Raw genomic sequence first — 17,706 nt, 5'->3', positions numbered from 1 at the left:
TCGGGGTCTGAAAGGGGCGAGCAGCCCCTTTCTTGCAACGGCGACGACCGCCGCCTGCGGCGGATACAGGGAGGAGCTGTTGGGGCAGCGGCCAGCAGGATGCGAGCGGTAGCGAAGCAGACGCTGGGAGCCGCAACCCGTCGGTTCCAGCGCGTCGAAATCGCTGGTGGTTTTCTGGTTCTCTTTTGGCGGCAAAAGAGAACATTACTGCGCCTTTTCCAAAAACTCCGGCAGCTGCCTCTCCATCTGGGCCAGCGCATTGCCGCGGTGGCTGATGGCGTCCTTTTCGTCGGGGGTGAGCTGGGCGTAGCTGCGGCCCTCGGTGTTGGGGCGCTTGCCGGTCCTGCCCACGCCGCACTCAGCCGGGATGAACAGCGGGTCGTAGCCGAAGCCGTAGTCCCCGGCCAGCCGCTCAAAGGCCACCCGGCCCGGGCACTCGCCCCGGCAGGTGAGATGCTGGCCGGTGGGCAGGATGAAGCAGACCGCTGCCACGAACTTCGCGCCGCGCTGCTCCGCCGGGACGTCCTTCATCTCCTTGAGGAGCTTGTCGTTGTTGGCCTCGTCGTCGCCGTGATGGCCGCAGTAGCGGGCGCTGTAGACGCCGGGCGCACCGCCCAGCGCGTCCACGCAGAGGCCGGAGTCGTCGGCGATGGTGGGCAGGCCGCTGGCCTTGCAGATGGTCTCGGCCTTGATGAGGGCATTCTCCTCAAAGGTGGTGCCGGTCTCGTCCGGCTCAATGGTGATGCCAAGCTCCTTCTGGCTGACCACCTCGTGGCCCTGTGCCTCGAGGATGCGCCGCAGCTCGCGGAGCTTTCCGGCGTTGCCGGTGGCTGCACAAATTCTCATCGGGTTGCTCCCTTTCTATGTCTGTTTCCCCCTGCCCTCGGCAGCAGGGCACTACTGTCTCCGGGGCATCGAGCCTTGCTCGTCCAGCGTCGGCCTGCCCGGCACGCCAGTGGTGCTTCGCACCCGGGTTGCGGCACCCAGCGTCTGCTTCACTGTCGCTCGCATCCTGCTGGCCGCTGCCCCAACAACTCCTCCCTGTTTCCGCCACTGGCGGCGGTCGTCGTCGTTGCCCCTCTTGGGGAGAGGTGTCACCGCAGGTGACGGAGAGGGCTCAATGCTTCCATCCCGTGCGGGGGATCAGTTCTTCCACAAAGCCCTCCGGGGTGAAGGGGATGAGATCGTCGATGCCCTCGCCCACGCCGATGAACCGCACCGGCAGGCCGAGGCGCTGCTTGACGGCCACCACGCAGCCGCCCTTCGCCGTGCCGTCGAGCTTGGTGAGGATGATGCCGGTGGCGTCGGCGGCCTTGCAGAATTCCTTGGCCTGACTGATGGCGTTCTGGCCCGTGATGGCGTCCAGCACCAGCAGCGTCTCGAGACTGGCCTCGGGCGCGGCCTTCTTGACGCTCCGGCTGATCTTGGACAGCTCATTCATCAGGTTCGACTTGTTGTGCAGACGGCCCGCGGTGTCGGCGATGACCATGTCATAGCCCCGGGCGGCGGCGGACTTCACGGTGTCGAAGATGACAGCAGCAGGGTCTGCGCCCTCGCCTGCCTTGACGATGGGCACGCCGGCCCGACCGGCCCAGATCTCCAGCTGCTCACTGGCGGCAGCACGGAAGGTGTCGCCTGCGGCCAGCATGACCTTTTTGCCCTGACGGGTGTAGTAGTCGGCCAGCTTGGCGATGCTGGTGGTCTTGCCCACGCCGTTGACGCCGATGACGAGGATGACGGCGGGGTGGCCGTCCAGCGCCATCTCGGCCTCCGGGCGCATCTCGTCGGCGATAAGGTCGCGCAGGGCATCGGCCGCCTGTTCGCCGGTCTTGAGGCCCTTTTCCTGCACCCGGTCGCGGAGCGCATCCACCAGCTTGATGGCCACATCGCCGCCCACATCGGCGAGGATGAGCTGCTCTTCCAGCTCATCGTAAAGGTCGTCGTCGATCTTGCTGCCGGTGAGGGTGTTCATGATGCTGCCCCAAAAGCCCGTGCGGGTCTTTTCGAGGCCATCCTTCATTTTGTCCTTTTCTTTTTTGCCAAATCCAAAGAGTCCCATTGGTTCTCTCCTTTTTCAGGTTTTATTCTCTTTTTCAACTTACCCCTTCGTACAACCTCTCAGCCGGGCTTGCGCCCGCCAGCTGTGACGGAGAGGTTTGATTTACGTCTTATTATACCTACGAAACCATCTCCGCGTCAACCTGTTCAAGGTCGAGCTTGAGCAGCTTGGAGACGCCGTCCTCCTGCATGGTGACGCCGTAGAGGACATTGGCGGCCTCCATCGTGCCGCGGCGGTGGGTGATGACGATGAACTGGGTCTTGTCGCTCACCCGGCGGAGATACTGGGCAAAGCGGACGACGTTGGCGTCGTCCAGCGCGGCTTCGATCTCATCGAGGATGCAGAAGGGCGCAGGGTTGACGGCAAGGATGGCGAAGTAGATGCTGATGGCCACCAGCGCCTGTTCGCCGCCGGACAGCGCCTCCAGATTCTTGATGACCTTACCCGGCGGGGCCACCCGGATGCCGATGCCGCAGGCGAGCACATCGCTCTCATCCTCGAGGACGAGGCTGGCCTCGCCGCCGCCGAACAGCTCCGTGAAGACCCGCCCGAAGTTCTCGTTGATGGCACGGAAGCTGTCGGTGAAGATGTCCCTCATCTGGTTCGACAGACCGTTTATCATCCGGGTCAGCTCGTTTTTGCTGCCCTCAACGTCCTCCACCTGTGCCCGGAGGGCATCGTAGCGGGCTTTGACCTCCTGATATTCCTCGATGGCGCTGACGTTGACGCTGCCCAGTGCGCGGATCTTTCCGCGCAGGTCGGCCACCTGTGCCCGGAGGGCGTTGATGTTCTCGAACTCCACACAGAGCGCCTCGGCCTGCGAGAGGGTCAGCTGGTACTCGTCCCAGAGCTTTGCGGCCATCTGGTCGTATTCGCTCTCGGCGGCGGCCTTCCGCTCGGCCAGACGGGCCATCTCCCGGCCCATCTCTTCCCGCTCGTCGGAGGCGGCACGGCCCTTGGCCAGCGCCTCGGTCTCGCTCTTCTGACAGAGCAGCCGCTTCTCGGTGGCGGCACGGATCTCCGCCTCCTTCTCGGCGATGAGTCCGGTGCTGTCCACCTTGGCCCGTCGGATGGCTTCGATCTCCTCCTGACAAGCCCCGCTGCGGGCAGCAAGGGCGGTGAGGCTCTCTTCCAGCGCAGCGCGGCGGCTCTCGGCGTCCTTGGCCTGCTTTTCCAGCGCCTCGATCTGGCTGCGGGCCAGCTCGGCGTCCTTCTGGCGGGCCAGCTGCTCCATCCGCTTGGCACTCAGCCGCTCGGCGAGGCTCCGCTGCCGGGCAAGGAAGGCGTCGTCGCCCTCGGCGATGCGTTCCAGCTCTGCCGTGCGGGCGTCGATGTCGGCGGCGAAGGCCGCTTCCTGCTTCTCTGCCTCGTCGGCCCGGGCGCGGGCGGCTTCCAGCTGGGCCTTCCACCGCTCCATCTCGTCCTGACGGCCTGCAAGAGCAGCTTCCGACTGCGTCACAGCCGCCTCAAGCCGTTTCTGCTCGGCCTCGGCGCGGACGCGGTCATTGGCGGCAGTGATGATCTCGCTCTCGGCGGCGGTCAGCTCTGCGGCCAGCGCATCGGTCTGCGTCTTCAGCTCGTCGGTGCGCTCCTGTGCCGCGAGGCAGTCCTTCTGAAGCTTGGCGGCCTTGACCCGCAGCTCTTCCATCTCCTGCCTGCGGGTGAACAGGCCCGCCGACCGCTGGACGCTGCCGCCGGTGAAGCTGCCGCCTGCGTTGATGACCTGACCATCCAGCGTCACCACCTTATTGTGGTAACCCAGCTCCCGGGCCACCCGGGAGGCTTCGTTGATGTCGTCCACCACCACGATTCGGCCCAGCAGGTTCGACACGATGTTGGCGTAGCGGGGGTCTGCCTTCACGAGGGTGGAGGCCAGCCGGGCCGAGCCGGAGAGGTTTCCCCGGAAAAAGCCGGGCTGGACGGTATCCAGCGGCAGAAAGGTGGCGCGGCCCGCATTCTCGCTGCGGAGGAGGGCGATGCCAGCCTTGGCGGCGGCTTCGTTCTCCACCACGATGTTCTGCAAAGCGCCGCCCAGCGCCGTCTCGATGGCCACTTCCCGGCCCGGCTCGACGCTGAGGATGGACGACACCGGCCCGATGATGCCCCGCAGGCGGCGGGCCGAGGCGGCGCGCATGACGGTCTTGACCGAGTTCTGGTAGCCGTCCATGTTCTTTTCCAGCTCTTTCAGCACGCCGAGGCGCTGGCGGGCGGCATCCAGCTCCCGGCCCAGCTTCTGCTCGGCGGCATCGGCCTCGCTGAGGGCGGCTTTCCGACCCTTGAGTTTGAGGCTGAGGCCCGCCCTGACATTGGCCAGCTGCTTTTCGTTCTCGTCCAGCAGCTTCCGGTACTGGATGGTATCGGCGAGGTCCTGCTTTGCTTCATCCCGCTGGGCCTCGAGGGCCTCAGCGTTCTCGGCGAGGGTGGGCAGCTGCTGCTGCGCCGCCTCAGCGGCGGCCTCGGCGGCGGCTTTCGCCACCTGTGCCTCAGTGCGCTTGGCAGTCAGGTCGGCCACCTCTGCCCGCAGGGTGTCCCGGCGGGCACCGCTGGCGTTGTTCTCACTGGTCAGCCGCAGAAGCTCTGCATCCAGCTCGGCCAGCTCTGCGGCCAGCTTCTCCCCTGCTGCCGCCATCGACCGGGCCACGGCGCGGTGGCGTTCCAGCGCGGCGGCGGCTTCGGTGCTGTCCTGTTTCCCGGCAGCGATGTCCGCCTGTAAAGCAGCGGCGCTCTCCTCGTTGCGGGCGATGTCGTTTTCCAGCACGGCGATACGGCTGTCGCTGCCGTTCAGTTCTTCGGTGATGCTGCGAATATCCCCATTCAGGCGCTCGACGGCGATGGTCAGCTGCTGTGCCTGCATACGGATCTTCTCAGCCTCGGCTTCGGCGGCCTTGGCCTCCCGGTCGAACCGCTCATAGTCGGCCTGCGCGGTCTCATAGTCCCGCACCTGACGGCGGACGGCCTCCCGGGCGCGGTGGACGCCGTCGGTCCAGAGGGTAACTTCCAGCGTCTTGCGCCGGGCGCTCAGCTCGAGGAAGCGCTGGGCCTTTTCGCTCTCTTTTTCCAGCGGGCCGACCCGGGCCTCCAGCTCGCCGAGGATGTCCCGCAGACGCTCGAGGTTCTCGGCCGCTGCGGCCAGACGGCGCTCGGCCTCGTTCCTGCGGTAGCGGTACTTGGCGATGCCGCAGGCCTCCTCGAAGATCTCGTGGCGCTCGCTGCTCTTTGCGGCGACGATCTCCGCGATGCGGCCCTGCCCGATGACGGAGTAGCCATCCCGGCCGATGCCGGTATCCAGCAGCAGCTCGTAGATGTCTTTGAGGCGGCAGACCTGACCGTTGATGGTGTATTCGCTCTCGCCGGAGCGGTAGTATTTGCGGCCGATGACGGCCTCATCAGCGTCGATGTCCAGCGTGTGGGCGCTGTTGTCCAGTGTCAGACGCACCATGGCAAAGCCCATGGCCCCCCGGCGGCGGGTACCGCCAAAGATGACGTCCTCCATCTTGCCGGCAGCGCGAAGCTGGCGGGAGCTGGTCTCGCCCAGCACCCACCGCACCGCGTCCGACAGGTTCGACTTTCCCGAGCCGTTGGGGCCGACGACGCCGGTGACGCCCTCGTCGAACCGTATCCGGACCTTGTCCGGAAAGCTCTTGAAGCCTTGGATCTCCAGTTCCTTGAACACCATTTTACTTTTCCTTAATGACGCCCAGCAGCTTCAGGGCCTCCCGGGCAGCGTGCTGCTCTGCCATTTTCTTACTGCGGCCCTCGCCCCGGGCGATGCAGTCCGAGTTGAACCGGACCGCCACCACGAAGTGCTTGTCATGGTCGGGGCCGGTCTCCTGCTCCACCACATAGCTCAGTTTCTCTTCGGGATTCTGCTGGACGATCTCCTGCAGACGGGTCTTGTAGTCGGCCTCGGCATGCTTGCCCTCGGTGATGAAGGGCAGGATGAAGCCCTTGGCCACCTCCATGCCGCCGTCAAGATAGAGGGCGGCAATGACAGCCTCGAAGGCGTCCGACACGACGCTGGGGCGGGTGCGTCCGCCGCAGCGCTCTTCGCCGCGGCCCAGACGCAGGTAGTCGCCCAGATGGATCTCCTGCGCAAACTGGAACAGCGCCCCCTCGCTGACGAGGCTGGCACGGATGCGGGTCAGGTCGCCCTCGGGACGGTCGGCGTAGGCATGGAAGAGGTAGTCTGCCGAAACGATCTGCAGCACGCTGTCGCCCAGAAATTCCAGACGCTCATTGTGCTTGACCGGCGGGCGGGTCTCGTTGGCGTAGCTGGTGTGGGTGAGCGCCGTTTCCAGCAGCTCCGGGTGCTTGAACTTGTAGCCAATGATAGTTTCCAACGGATGGCTCATGTCTTTTTAACTCCCTTGATTCTTTGTCAGCGTCCTTGCCCTCTCCGTCATTGCTTCGCAATGCCACCTCTCCCAAGGGGAGAGGCTTTGGCTCCCCTTTTAAGGGGAGCTGGCGCGAAGCGCCTGAGAGGTCCTTCCGGGCCAGCGCTCTATAAGAGAGCGCCTGAGAGGGCAAGCTCGTTTCCCCTTTACTCTTTTGTTGCCGTATTTAATTCATCCAGCGCAGTCTGCATGGTGCCGCACAGGTCGTTTTCCACGCAGATCTTTGCCTGTCGGATGGCGTTCTTGATGCCCTTGGCCTTGGAGGAGCCGTGGGCCTTGATGACCGGCTGCTTTGCGCCGAGGAAGGGTGCGCCGCCGTACTCCTCGCTGTCCATCTGATGCTTGAGGCCGGACACGCTGTTCTTCAGCAGCAGGAAAGCCAGCTTTCCGCCCAGATTTTTCAGGAACATCTCCTTCAGCATCCCCAGCAGCATCTTGGCCACGCCCTCGGTGAGCTTGAGGATGACGTTGCCCGTAAAGCCGTCGCAGACGACGACGTCCACGTCGCCGTTCGGCACGTCCCGCGGCTCGATGTTGCCCACGAAGCGGATGCCCGGGGTGGTCTTGAGGAGCTGGTGAGCCTCCTTGAGCATGGGCGTGCCCTTGCTCTCCTCCGCGCCGTTGTTGGCCAGCGCCACGCTGGGGGAGGTGCGGCCCTCCACCTTGTTCACATAGCAGCTGCCCATGACGGCGAAGGCAGCCAGCATCTCGGGGCGGCACTCCACATTCGCGCCGCAGTCCAGCAGCAGGTAGGCCTTATTCTTGGCAGGCACCATGGTGGCCAGCGCCGGGCGCTTGATGCCCCGCAGGGTGCGGACGATAAGGCTTGCGCCCACATGGAGCGCGCCGGTGCTGCCGGCCGAGACGAATGCGTCGCCCCTGCCCTCCTTCAGCAGGTTCAGGCCCACGACGATGGAGGAGTCCTTCTTGGTGCGGATGGCCCTGGCCGGCTCGTCGCACATCTCGATGACCTCGGTGCAGTTGACCAGCTCGATGCCGTCCAGCGGGATGTTGTTGTCCGCAGCAGTCTTGCGGACAAGGGCCTCGTCGCCCACGCCGATGAGCTGGACTCCATACTCCTTGACAGCTGCGGCTGCGCCCTCCAGCACAGCCAGCGGGGCGTTGTCGCCGCCCATCATATCCACGATGATCTTCATAGGTTTCATCCTTTCTGTCAGCGTCCTTGCCCTCTCCGTCATTGCTTCGCAATGCCACCTCTCCCAAAGGGAGAGGCTTTTGGCTCCCCTTTTAAGGGGAGCTGGCGCGAAGCGCCTGAGAGGTCCTTCCGGGCCAGCGCTCTATGGGAGCGCTCCTGAGAGGGCAAGCCCGCTGCCCGTTCAGAAATTGTTCGCATCCAGCCACCGCTGGAAGCTGGCCACGGCGCGTTCGGCCACGGCCATGTAACGCAGGCGCTTGTCCCGCGGGCGGGTCTCGGCAGGCAGCGGGGGCAGGATGCCCATGTTCGCGCCCATCGGCTGGAAATGCTTGTTCTCGGTGGTGAGGTACTGGATGAGCGCACCGCACATGGTATCGATGGGCGGCGCGGGCAGCTCTTTCCCCTCCAGACGGGCGTAGAGGCTGCGGGCCGCCAGCAGGCCGCAGGCCGCGCTCTCCATATAGCCCTCGAAGCCGGTGATCTGGCCCGCGAAGAAGACATTGGGGTGCTCCTTGAGGTACAGGCCGGTGCTCAGCACCCGGGGCGCGTCGAGGAAGGTGTTGCGGTGCATGACGCCGTACCGGACGAACTCGGCGTTCTCGAGGCCGGGGATCATGCTGAACACCCGCTTCTGCTCCCCCCATTTCAGGTTGGTCTGGAAGCCCACGATATTATACAGCGTCCGCTCCTTATTTTCAGCCCGGAGCTGGACGTTGGCCCACGGGCGGTGGCCCGTGCGGGGGTCGATGAGGCCCACCGGGCGCAGCGGGCCGAACCGCATGGTGTCCGCGCCCCGCGCCGCCATGATCTCGATGGGCATACAGCCCTCATAGACCGTGACGGTGTCGGCCTTCTTGCCGTGGGCGTCGGGGTCGGGCTGTGCGCCCTGCTCTGCCCCTGCATCAAAATCGTGGAGGGGAGCGCGCTCGGCAGAGGCCAGCGCGGCGTGGAAGGCCTCGTACTCGGCCTTATTGAAGGGGCAGTTGAGGTAGTCGGCCTCGCCCCGGTCGTACCGGGAGGCGGCAAAGACCTTCTCGTAGTCGAGGCTCTCCGCCGTCACGATAGGGGCCACAGCGTCATAGAAGTGGAGGCGCTCATCTCCGGTGAGGCGTCCGATCTCGTCCGCCAGCGCGCCGTCGGTCAGCGGGCCGGTGGCCACGAGGACAGGGGCGCTCTCATCAATGTGCTCCACCCGCTCGCGGTGGACGGTGATGCCCGGGCATTCCTCCACCATCCGGGTAACTTCGGCGCTGAAGGTGTCGCGGTCTACCGCCAGCGCACCGCCTGCGGCCACGCGGGCCGTCTCGGCGGCATTCAGGAGCTGGCTGCCCATCCGGCGCATCTCCTCCTTCAGCAGGCCGGAGGCGGAGTCCAGCCGCTCGGCCTTGAGGCTGTTGGAGCAGATCAGCTCCGCGAAACCCTCGCTCTTGTGGGCCGGGGAGAAGTGTGCGGGCTTCTGCTCGTAAAGCTCCACCTGCACGCCCCGGCCCGCCAGCCAGAGGGCCGCTTCGCAGCCCGCCAGACCGGCGCCTAATACGGTAACTTTATAGTTGCTCATTGTTATCATCTTATCCTTTAGCGGGCTTGCCCTCTCAGGCGCTTCACGCCAGCTCCCCCAAAGGGGGAGCCAAAAGCCTCTCCCTTTGGGAGAGGTGGCAGCGCGTCAGCGCTGACGGAGAGGGCAAGCCCGTTTATCTCTTAATCGCCCTTTTTCGGCACCGGCATCTCGAAGCCGCAGCCCTCCTTTGCACAGTAGAGCTTGGAGCCTTTGCGGAAGAGGGTGGAGCCGCACTTCTCACACTTAGTGGGTACCGGCATATCCCAGGTCATGAAGTCGCAGTCGGGGTAGCGCTCGCAGCCGTAGTAGATGCGGCCCTTGGCGCTCTTGCGCTCCAGCATACGGCCCTTGCCGCACTTGGGGCAGATGCCGCCGGTATCCTTCACGAGGCGCTTGGTGCCCCGGCACTCGGGGAAGCCGCTGCAGGCAAGGAACTTGCCGAACTTGCCCACCTTGATGACCATGGGGCGTCCGCAGAGGTCGCAGACCTCGCTGGACGGTTCATCAGGCACCTTGACCTTCTTGCCCTCCATGTTCTTCTCGGCCTGTTCGAGGCTGGCGGCGAAGCCCTTGTAGAAGTCGTCCACCGTCTTGTGCCAGTCGGCCTTGCCGCTCTCCACCTTATCAAGGTTCTTTTCCATCTCCGCGGAGAAGTCCACGTCCACGATGTGGGGGAACTGCTCCAGCATCAGGCCGTCCACGGCACGGCCCAGCAGGGTGGGCTTGAGCTTCTTCTGCTCCCGCTCCACATAGCCGCGGTCGATGATGGTAGTGATGATGGGGGCGTAGGTAGAGGGGCGGCCGATGCCGTTCTCTTCCAGCGCCTTGATGAGGGTGGCTTCGGTATAGCGGGCGGGGGGCTGGGTGAACTTCTGCTCGCTCTTCAGCTCCCGCAGTTTGAGCACCTGACCCTCCTCGAGAGGGGGCAGGCTGGTCTCCTTCTTCTCCTTCTCGTCGGTGGCCTCCTCGTAGAGAACGGTAAAGCCGTCGAAGGTGACGGTGTAGCCGCTGGCCTTGAAGCGGTAGCCCCCGGCGGTGACGGTGACGGAGACGGTGTCCTGCTGGCAGTCGGCCATCTGGCTGGCCATGAAGCGGCTCCAGATCATCCGGTAGAGCTTGGCGGTGTCGCCGCTGATGCTCTTGTCCACTTCATCGGGGGTCAGGCCCGGCACAGAGGGGCGGATGGCCTCATGGGCATCCTGCGCTGCCGTGGCGCTCTTGGTCTTCCAAGTGCGCTTGTAGGGGCAGATGTAGCTCTCGCCGTAGGCCCCGGCGATATACTCCTTGGCGGCGGCGACGGCCTCATCCGAGATGCGGAGGCTGTCGGTACGCATATAGGTGATGAGGCCCATGGTGCCGTGGCCCGCGATGTCCACGCCTTCGTAGAGGGTCTGGGCGGCCCGCATGGTGCGGGTGGCCGTGAAGCCCAGACGGCGGGAGGCCTCCTGCTGCAGCGTACTGGTGATGAAGGCCGGGGTGGGCTGCTTTGCGCGCTTGCCCTTCTTCAGCTCGGTCACGGTGTACTCGGCCCCCTCGAGGCCCTGCTCGATGGCGCGGGCCTCGGCCTCGGTGCGGGGCAGGAGCTTTTTGCCCTTGGCGTCGGAGGCCAGCCGGGCGGTGAAGCTCTTGTGGCCCACGCCCAGCGTGGCGTCCACATTCCAGTATTCCTCTGGCTTGAAGGCCTCGATCTCCTTCTCGCGGTCGTCGATAAGGCGGACGGCTACGCTCTGGACACGGCCCGCCGACAGGCCCCGGCGCACCTTCCGCCAGAGGAAGGGGCTGAGCTTGTAGCCCACGAGACGGTCCAGCACACGGCGGGCCTGCTGGGCGTTGAAGAGGTCTTCGTCGATGGCGCGGGGGTGGGCCATGCCCTCCTTGACGCCCTTCTTGGTGATCTCATCGAAGGTCACGCGGTTGGGGGCGTGGGGGTCAAGGCCGAGGATGTTGGCCAGATGCCAGCTGATGGCTTCGCCTTCGCGGTCCGGGTCGGTCGCAAGGATCACGCCGTCGGCGTGTTTGGCCTTGCTCTTCAGCTCCTTGATGAGCTTTTCCTTGCCCTTGATGCTGATGTACTGCGGCGTATAGTCATGCTCGACATCGATGCCCAGCTGGGAGGCGGGCAAGTCGCGGATATGGCCCATGCTGGCCGTAACCTCATAGTCATTGCCCAGATATTTGCCGATGGTCTTCGCCTTGGCAGGCGACTCCACGATCACGAGTTTTGCCATTACACTTTACTCCTATATATAGATCCTCATCAGCCGCTGCCGCGCGGGCAGAGGCGAAGCCCGGCCTTGGCGGACTGAGAGGTTTGCTCTCTTTAAATTGCGCGTCCTCAGCGCAGAATATACCGTTTGCCCGGCAGGCAGGTCACCCTGCCGGAAAGCTCGAGCCGCATCAGGACGCCCAGCAGTGCCGCCGTGGGCAGGCCGCTCCTGACGCCCAGCTCCTCGATGCCCTGCGTTCTGCCGCTCATGCAGGAGAGCACGAGCCGCTCGTTCTCACTCAGAGGCTGGGGCGCAGCCTTGGGCGGCGGGGCCGGCCTTGCAGCGCTCAGCCCCAGTGTACCAAATAAATCCTCTGCTGTACAGACCGCTTTTGCGCGGCCATCCCGCAGAAGAGCGTTCGTCCCCGCCGAGGAAGGCGAAAAGATGCTTCCCGGCAGCGCGAACACCGGCTTGCCGTACCGCTCCGCGTGGGCCACGGTGGACATGGTGCCGCTCTTTTCCTTAGCTTCCAGCACCACCAGCGCCCCCGAGAGGGCCGCGATGAGGCGGTTGCGCTGCAAAAAGCCCACCGTCCCCACAGCGTCGCTCTCGGGCGGGTACTCGCTGATGACGCATCCCTTCTGCTCGATGGCCCGGCGCAGCTCCCGGTTGGCGGCGGGATAGGTGCGGTCGATGGGGACGCCCATCACCGCGATGGTGGGGCAGTTCTCCCCCACCGCCGCCCGGTGTCCGGCACTGTCCAGCCCGTCGGCCAAACCGCTCACGATGATGGCCCCCGCCCGGGCGAGGCCCTTCCCGATGTCGGCAGCGGCCCGCAGGCCGTATTCGGTGGGTCTTCTCGTCCCCACCATCCCCACGGCGGCAGGCTCGTTGAGCCAGCGGGGGTCGCCGGTGCAGTAGAGCACCAGCGGCATATCCGGGATGCGGGAGAAGGCCAGCGGGTAGTCGGGGTCGTCATAGGTCAGGATGCGGATGCGGCAGGCCGCACACCGCCGCGCAAAAGCGCTGTAGTGCACGGGCGTGTTGTCGGGCAGACAGGCCCGCTGGGCGGCGGCAGGGCCGACAGCGGCGGCGAAGGCATCGGTGTCCCGGGCCTCCCATGCCTCCTGCGCTCCGCCGAAAGCGTCCAGCACGGCTCCGGCCCGCAGGCTGCCCGCCCCCAGCGTCCCCGCCAGCCAGAGCCAGCACAGGAGCGGGTCGGGGGCAGGCTCGGGCGGGAAAAGGCTCAGCTGCCCCTCCCCGGCCCGGTTCACAGGCTCTCCTCCCGGAAGTGCCACAGCAGGATGCTGCCCGCAATGCCTGCGTTCAGGCTTTCGACCCGGTCGGTCATGGGGATGCGTACCGTGCCGGTGCAGGCAGCGATGGTCTCGTCCGTCAGGCCCTGTCCCTCGCTGCCGATGACGACGCAGACGCCGTCCGGGCAGCTGGGCGCCGCCGCACTCAGGGGCTGGGACTGGTAGAGGGCAGCGGCGAGACAGGTGATGCCCAGTGCCCGCAGCCGGGCAATGGTCTCGGGCATCTTTCCGGCCTCGATGACCGGGATGCGCACCGCCGCCCCCATGGAGGCCCGGAGGGTCTTGGGGGCGAAAACGCTGGCACAGCCGTCGCTGAGCAGCACGCCGTCGAAGCCGAAAGCCGCCGCCGAGCGCAGCAGGGTGCCCACATTGCCGGGGTCCTGCACCCGCTCGAGGGCGAGGTAGCGTCCGCCCTTTTTCACCTCTTCCAAGGTATGCACCGGAGTGCGGAAAACGCCGAACACCCCCTGATGGGTGCCCACGTCGGCCAGCTTGTCGGCCACATGGTCCTCCACCAGATAGTGCTCCCCCGGCAGGCCGGAAAGCTCCGGGCATTTTTCCAGCGCCGCCTCAGTGCAGAAGAGGGTCTCCAGCTCTGCGCCCCGGCAAAGCTCGGGGCAGAGCTTCCGCCCCTCGGCCAGAAAGCGGCCCTCGGCGCGGCGGAACGCCCCGCTGGACGCCAGACGGCAGGCGTATTTGACTTTTGCGTTTTCCCGGCTGGTGATCTTCTCCATCCGTCTTTCCTCCTACTGCCAAAACATACAAAAAGGACGCCCGCGTATCAGTACGCGCGGGCGTCTTTTTTAAGGTCTATTAGGCGTTCTTCACGGTCTCGACCAGAGCTGCGAAGCTCTTGGGATCGTTGATGGCCATCTCGCTGAGCATCTTGCGGTTCAGCTCGATGCCAGCCTTCTTCAGGCCAGCCATGAAGCTGGAGTAGTTCATGCCCAGAGGACGGACAGCGTTGTTGATGCGGCAGATCCACAGGTTGCGGAACTGACGCTTCTTCATGCGGCGGCCAGCCAGAGCGTAGTTGCCGCTCTTCATGACCTGCTGCTTAGCCATCTTAAAGTGCTTGCTCTTGCAGCCGTAGAAGCCCTTGGCCAGCTTCAGCATCTTCTTGCGACGTTTGTGAGTCATGGTTGCGCCCTTAATACGTGCCATTTTTTATATCTCCTTTAGTATCTCAGTAGAATGTGTTCGCTTGCGGCTCGCTCTTAGGCGTAGGGCAGCATGCTCTTGATGGTAGCTGCGTTGGTCTTGTCAACGTAGCTGGGCTGACGGTAGCCACGGGTCAGCTTGGTGGTCTTCTTGGTCAGGATGTGGCTGCGGAATGCATGACCGCGCTTGATCTTGCCGTTCTTGGTCAGCTTAAAGCGCTTCTTAGCGCCGGAGTGCGTCTTCAGTTTCATCTTAGCCATTTTAGTATCCTCCTAAAATTAGTCCTTATTGGGTTTCGGGATCAGCAGAATGGACATCGTGCGGCCCTCGAGGACCGGCGGCTTATCCATGCTTGCCTGAGGCAGGGCCTCAGCAAAGCGCTTCAGCACGTCGGCGCCCAGAGCGCTGTGCGCCATCTCACGGCCGCGGAAACGGATCGAGGCCTTTACCTTGTGGCCAGCGGCCAGGAACTTGGCCGTCTGGTTCAGCTTGGTGTTGAAGTCGTTGGTGTCAATGTTGAGCGAGAGGCGGGTCTCTTTGACTTCGACCACCTTCTGGTTCTTCTTGGCTTCCTTCTCCTTCTTCTGCTGTTCAAATCGGTACTTGCCGTAATCCAGCACCTTGCACACAGGCGGGACAGCCTGCGGGGCGATCTTGACCAGATCAAGGCCGGCGTCCTCAGCAGCGCGCATGGCCACCTGAATGCTGACCACGCCCTTCTGCTCGCCGTCAGCACCGATCAGGCGAACCTCACGGTCACGGATCTGACCGTTGATCTCCAGTTCCTTCGACTTTCCAGCGGTAGCGATAATGAATGCACCTCCAAACAATAGTCCATAGTGTTGCGTTTTTGGCATAGAAAACGCGGCCGCCCCAGTTTCGGGACAGCCGCGCAAAATTCACTCAAAAGCGCGATTCGTTCTTTAAAACGAACCGGTTCGGGGTATAGCCCGGGAGTCCAAACTCCGCAAGGCGAGCGCGGCACAGGCCGTAGCTGCTTTCTTTACTCGGATATTCTACCACACCCCGGGAAGGCTGTCAAGCATTTTTATGCGATTTTTCAGAAAAAGATGCCCGGACAACGGAATGGGGGAGCGGCATTTCTGCCGTTCCCCCGTTGATTGCATCTGGCGGGTGTGCCCGTTCCCGCATTTCTTTTGACCCAGTGGGTGTGTAGCAGCACGCTCTCTACTTCAAATGCACTCTTATCCTATGCTGATTATACCACGATTATTCCCGGCTGTAAAGCAGCCGATTCTTCTCCATCAGCTTTTTCAGATTGCGCTCCCGGATGCGGTAAAAGGTCATGACAGAATTCTTGCGGTCTGGCCGGTCTGTTTCCATCACCAGCCTTACGACGACATTCAGATTGGTCTCCGGGAAACGCTTTATTGCAAAGACTGTTCCGATATGCTTTTCATCCACCAGCAGAATATCCGGCCTCAGGACGGTTTCCTTACCATATAGAGCGAACAGCTCCACATCCTCCGGATGGCGTTCCCGGATGTGTTCCATCCTCTCCTCTGTGACCACGACCTCCTTCGTCCGCAGCTCGCCGAAGTATCCCTGCAGGAGCGATGACTCGATTTCACCTAAAAGCAATGTTCCCATAGTTCTATGCTCCTGTCGTTTTATACTTCGATCAATTCCCCCAGCTCCAGCGAGTAGATTCCCTTATACGTCACCCGCCGGGGCGCGAAGCGCTTGTCGATGGCTTTGGCGTACAGCTCCAGCTGGGCGCGGTAGGCGCGAACGAAATCGGCGCGTGTCTTGCGGCGGTCGGTCTTGTAGTCCAGCAGCTCGAGGTGGTCGGGGTAGACGAGGACGATGTCCGCGATGCCCTGCACCAGCACCCCGGCGTCGGCAGCGCTGTCCCCCTCCGGCAGGGCACGTCCCTGCGCGGCCATGACCTCTGCGGCGGGCAGCGAGGTGATGAAGGCCAGCTCCCGCAGCACCTCCTCCGCACCGCAGATGCGGTCAAAGGCCTCGCTGCGCACAAAGCGGAGGATCTTATTTTCATCCAGTTTTTCGGCGATGGCGGGGGGTGTGAGCTGTGCCGCCACCTGACGTTCCCGCTCGGTGCGGACTGCATCCAGCACAGCGGCATCCTCCCCGCCCCGCACCGCCGCCAGCGCGGCAAAGTCGGCGTGCTCGAGGAAGGCGTGGAGGGCCGTGCCCATCTCGGCAGCGGTGAGGCCGTCCTTCGAGAGGAAGCCCGGGCGCTCAAGAGTGGTGCGTTCGGCGGCGTGGACGAGGCTGGTGACGCTGACCTTGGCGGGGATATTTGCCAGCGCCGCCGCCGGATACTGCCAGCCGAAGCCCTGCCGCAGCGTTTCCACAAGGGCAGGGTCGGCCTCGGGCTGAGGCGGCGCATTCTCCTCGGTGCGCGGCCCTGCGGGCGGGAGGGGGTCTGCCTGCACCGTGAGGGTGAGGGTGCTCCCGGTGTCCACAAAGGGCAGTTCAAGGTTCCCCGCAAGGCGGCGGAGCGGCCCGCCGTTCGGGTGGACGAGGAGGGCTGCCCGCAGCCAGTCGGCAAAGCTGCCCGCCTGCGCGTTCAGGGTCTGGCCCGCCCCGGCGGCAAGGAAGGCGGCGGCTTTGGCGAAGGGGTTGGACGTCCGGCCGATGCCCAGCGGGACGGTGAGGATGAGCTTGTCCTGCGCCCGGGTGAGCGCCACATACAAAAGCCGCATCTGCTCGCTGCGCAGTTCAGCGGCGTGGACAGTGGCAAGGGCGGTGTAGGCCGCCGTCCGATAAGACCCCTCGCCGCCCTCGGGACGGAGGCGGAGTCCCGCCCCGCAGACCCGGTGGAGCAGGACGGGCTGGCGGGTGTCGGCGGCGTTGAACTGCCGGGCCGTGTCGGCCACGAAGACCACCGGGAACTGCAGGCCCTTGGAGCGATGGATGGTCATGATGGTGACGCAGCCGGGCCTTGCCCCGCCGGGGGTGGTCTCCTGCCCGGTGGAACCGGCCAGCGCGGCCGCATCGATGGCCCGGACGAGGGCCGAGATGCCCCCCGCGCCCGCACCGGCGCAGAAAGCGGCAAACCTTCTTGCGTCCTCCCGGCGGCGCTGACCGTTCTCCATGGCACCGAGGGCGGCGAGGTAGCCGGTGGAGACGAAGATCTCCTCCAGCAGTTCCTCCACCGGCACGCTCCGGGCCATCCGGCGCAGGGCGGCGAGGCGCTGGTAAAAAGCCCCCACCCGGCGGGTGAAGTCATCCTCCGCCCCGCTGCGTGCAGCCTGCAATACCGCGCCGTAGAGGCTGATGCGGGTGTGCTGGTCGGTGCTCTGCGCTCCCGCCCGGAGACGGACGAGGTCATCGTCGGTGAAGCCGAACATGGGGCCGAGCATAGCGGCAGCAAGGTAGATGTCCTGCGCGGGGTTGTCGATGACCCGCAGCAGGGCGATGAGGGGGCGGATGTGGGGTGCGTCCAAGAGGTTCTCCCGGGCGTCGGCGTAGACCGGGATGCCCCGGGCCGTCAGGGCCTCGGCGTAGGCCGGAAAGTCGCCGCGTGCTGCCAGCAGGACGCAGCAGTCCTCATACTGCACCGGACGGGTGGTGCCACCATCCCGCACCGGCTCACCGGAGGACACCATCGTCTCGATGCGGTCGGCAATATAATTTGCATCCGTCTCGGCGGTGTCATCGGACAGGAAGCAGGCCTCCACGCTGCCCTCATACTCCCCCGGCGCACCGCAGACAAGGCGCTGGCCGTCGCCGTAGGCCGTATCGCCCAGCTGAGGGGTCATGAGCTGTTCGAAGAGAAAGTTGATGCCCGCCACCACCTGCGGGGCGGAGCGGAAGTTGGCGTCCAGCGCCAGCAGGGCGTTCCTGCCGGAGGCCCCCTCTTCGGGG

Annotated in this window: 14 protein-coding genes; all 14 read right to left on the bottom strand. The window is 64.7% G+C overall.

Annotated elements, in window-relative coordinates; all coding sequences use genetic code 11:
• Positions 1-204: 204 nt before the first annotated feature.
• A complete protein-coding gene (rdgB, locus tag ACT8X9_RS09055; RefSeq protein WP_444268769.1) occupies positions 205-846 on the bottom strand; it encodes an RdgB/HAM1 family non-canonical purine NTP pyrophosphatase in 642 nt (213 codons plus the stop codon).
• Positions 847-1,117: 271 nt separating this feature from the next.
• Complete coding sequence (ftsY, locus tag ACT8X9_RS09050; protein ID WP_444268768.1) at positions 1,118-2,059, bottom strand: signal recognition particle-docking protein FtsY; 942 nt, start codon at positions 2,057-2,059, stop codon at positions 1,118-1,120.
• Between the two features lie 118 nt (positions 2,060-2,177).
• A complete protein-coding gene (gene smc / locus ACT8X9_RS09045; protein WP_444268767.1) occupies positions 2,178-5,735 on the bottom strand; it encodes a chromosome segregation protein SMC in 3,558 nt (1,185 codons plus the stop codon).
• 1 nt (position 5,736) lies between these two features.
• Positions 5,737-6,411, bottom strand: a complete 675-nt coding sequence (gene rnc / locus ACT8X9_RS09040) for a ribonuclease III (RefSeq protein ID WP_227619861.1) — start codon at positions 6,409-6,411, stop codon at positions 5,737-5,739.
• 188 nt (positions 6,412-6,599) lie between these two features.
• Positions 6,600-7,610, bottom strand: coding sequence for a phosphate acyltransferase PlsX (gene plsX, locus ACT8X9_RS09035; protein WP_444268766.1), 1,011 nt, complete (start codon positions 7,608-7,610; stop codon positions 6,600-6,602).
• A 180-nt stretch (positions 7,611-7,790) separates the two neighbouring features.
• On the bottom strand, positions 7,791-9,167 hold the full coding sequence (gene trmFO, locus ACT8X9_RS09030) for a methylenetetrahydrofolate--tRNA-(uracil(54)-C(5))-methyltransferase (FADH(2)-oxidizing) TrmFO (protein WP_444268765.1): 1,377 nt from the start codon (positions 9,165-9,167) through the stop codon (positions 7,791-7,793).
• 140 nt (positions 9,168-9,307) lie between these two features.
• Positions 9,308-11,395 (bottom strand): type I DNA topoisomerase, encoded by a 2,088-nt coding sequence (gene topA, locus ACT8X9_RS09025; RefSeq protein ID WP_227619864.1) that lies wholly within the window; start codon positions 11,393-11,395, stop codon positions 9,308-9,310.
• 107 nt (positions 11,396-11,502) lie between these two features.
• The gene (gene dprA / locus ACT8X9_RS09020; RefSeq protein ID WP_444268764.1) at positions 11,503-12,648 is read right to left on the bottom strand and encodes a DNA-processing protein DprA; all 1,146 of its coding nucleotides are present in this window, start codon (positions 12,646-12,648) and stop codon (positions 11,503-11,505) included.
• Positions 12,645-13,424, bottom strand: coding sequence for a TrmH family RNA methyltransferase (locus ACT8X9_RS09015; RefSeq protein WP_444268763.1), 780 nt, complete (start codon positions 13,422-13,424; stop codon positions 12,645-12,647). Before ACT8X9_RS09015 ends, dprA begins: the two co-directional genes overlap by 4 nt.
• Before the next feature lie 79 nt (positions 13,425-13,503).
• Positions 13,504-13,854: a 50S ribosomal protein L20 gene (rplT, locus tag ACT8X9_RS09010; protein WP_015563667.1), complete on the bottom strand. Its 351-nt coding sequence runs from the start codon at positions 13,852-13,854 to the stop codon at positions 13,504-13,506.
• 53 nt (positions 13,855-13,907) lie between these two features.
• Positions 13,908-14,111 carry a 50S ribosomal protein L35 gene (gene rpmI / locus ACT8X9_RS09005; RefSeq protein WP_005928215.1) on the bottom strand — a complete coding sequence of 68 codons (204 nt, stop codon included), beginning with the start codon at positions 14,109-14,111 and terminating at the stop codon, positions 13,908-13,910.
• Positions 14,112-14,129: 18 nt separating this feature from the next.
• Positions 14,130-14,708, bottom strand: coding sequence for a translation initiation factor IF-3 (gene infC / locus ACT8X9_RS09000; RefSeq protein WP_249234401.1), 579 nt, complete (start codon positions 14,706-14,708; stop codon positions 14,130-14,132).
• A 373-nt stretch (positions 14,709-15,081) separates the two neighbouring features.
• Positions 15,082-15,462 (bottom strand): PBECR2 nuclease fold domain-containing protein, encoded by a 381-nt coding sequence (locus tag ACT8X9_RS08995; protein ID WP_444268762.1) that lies wholly within the window; start codon positions 15,460-15,462, stop codon positions 15,082-15,084.
• A gap of 20 nt (positions 15,463-15,482) precedes the next feature.
• Positions 15,483-17,706 (bottom strand): 3'-5' exonuclease (locus ACT8X9_RS08990; RefSeq protein ID WP_444268761.1); only part of this gene is annotated, 2,224 nt, incomplete at its 5' end.

The organism is Faecalibacterium sp. (genome assembly GCF_052358865.1).
Classification (GTDB): Bacteria; Bacillota; Clostridia; order Oscillospirales; family Ruminococcaceae; genus Faecalibacterium; species Faecalibacterium butyricigenerans.
This window is presented reverse-complemented; position numbering and strand designations above follow the sequence as displayed.

Bases quoted from the DNA above. Each gene is read 5' to 3' on its own strand.
- rpmI (WP_005928215.1), bottom strand. From the start codon at position 14,111: ATGGCTAAGATGAAACTGAAGACGCACTCCGGCGCTAAGAAGCGCTTT.
- plsX (WP_444268766.1), bottom strand. From the start codon at position 7,610: ATGAAGATCATCGTGGATATGATGGGCGGCGACAACGCCCCGCTGGCT.
- smc (WP_444268767.1), bottom strand. From the start codon at position 5,735: ATGGTGTTCAAGGAACTGGAGATCCAAGGCTTCAAGAGCTTTCCGGAC.
- ACT8X9_RS08995 (WP_444268762.1), bottom strand. From the start codon at position 15,462: ATGGGAACATTGCTTTTAGGTGAAATCGAGTCATCGCTCCTGCAGGGA.
- topA (WP_227619864.1), bottom strand. From the start codon at position 11,395: ATGGCAAAACTCGTGATCGTGGAGTCGCCTGCCAAGGCGAAGACCATC.
- trmFO (WP_444268765.1), bottom strand. From the start codon at position 9,167: ATGAGCAACTATAAAGTTACCGTATTAGGCGCCGGTCTGGCGGGCTGC.
- rplT (WP_015563667.1), bottom strand. From the start codon at position 13,854: ATGGCACGTATTAAGGGCGCAACCATGACTCACAAACGTCGCAAGAAG.
- ftsY (WP_444268768.1), bottom strand. From the start codon at position 2,059: ATGGGACTCTTTGGATTTGGCAAAAAAGAAAAGGACAAAATGAAGGAT.
- infC (WP_249234401.1), bottom strand. From the start codon at position 14,708: ATGCCAAAAACGCAACACTATGGACTATTGTTTGGAGGTGCATTCATT.
- ACT8X9_RS09015 (WP_444268763.1), bottom strand. From the start codon at position 13,424: ATGGAGAAGATCACCAGCCGGGAAAACGCAAAAGTCAAATACGCCTGC.
- rdgB (WP_444268769.1), bottom strand. From the start codon at position 846: ATGAGAATTTGTGCAGCCACCGGCAACGCCGGAAAGCTCCGCGAGCTG.
- rnc (WP_227619861.1), bottom strand. From the start codon at position 6,411: ATGAGCCATCCGTTGGAAACTATCATTGGCTACAAGTTCAAGCACCCG.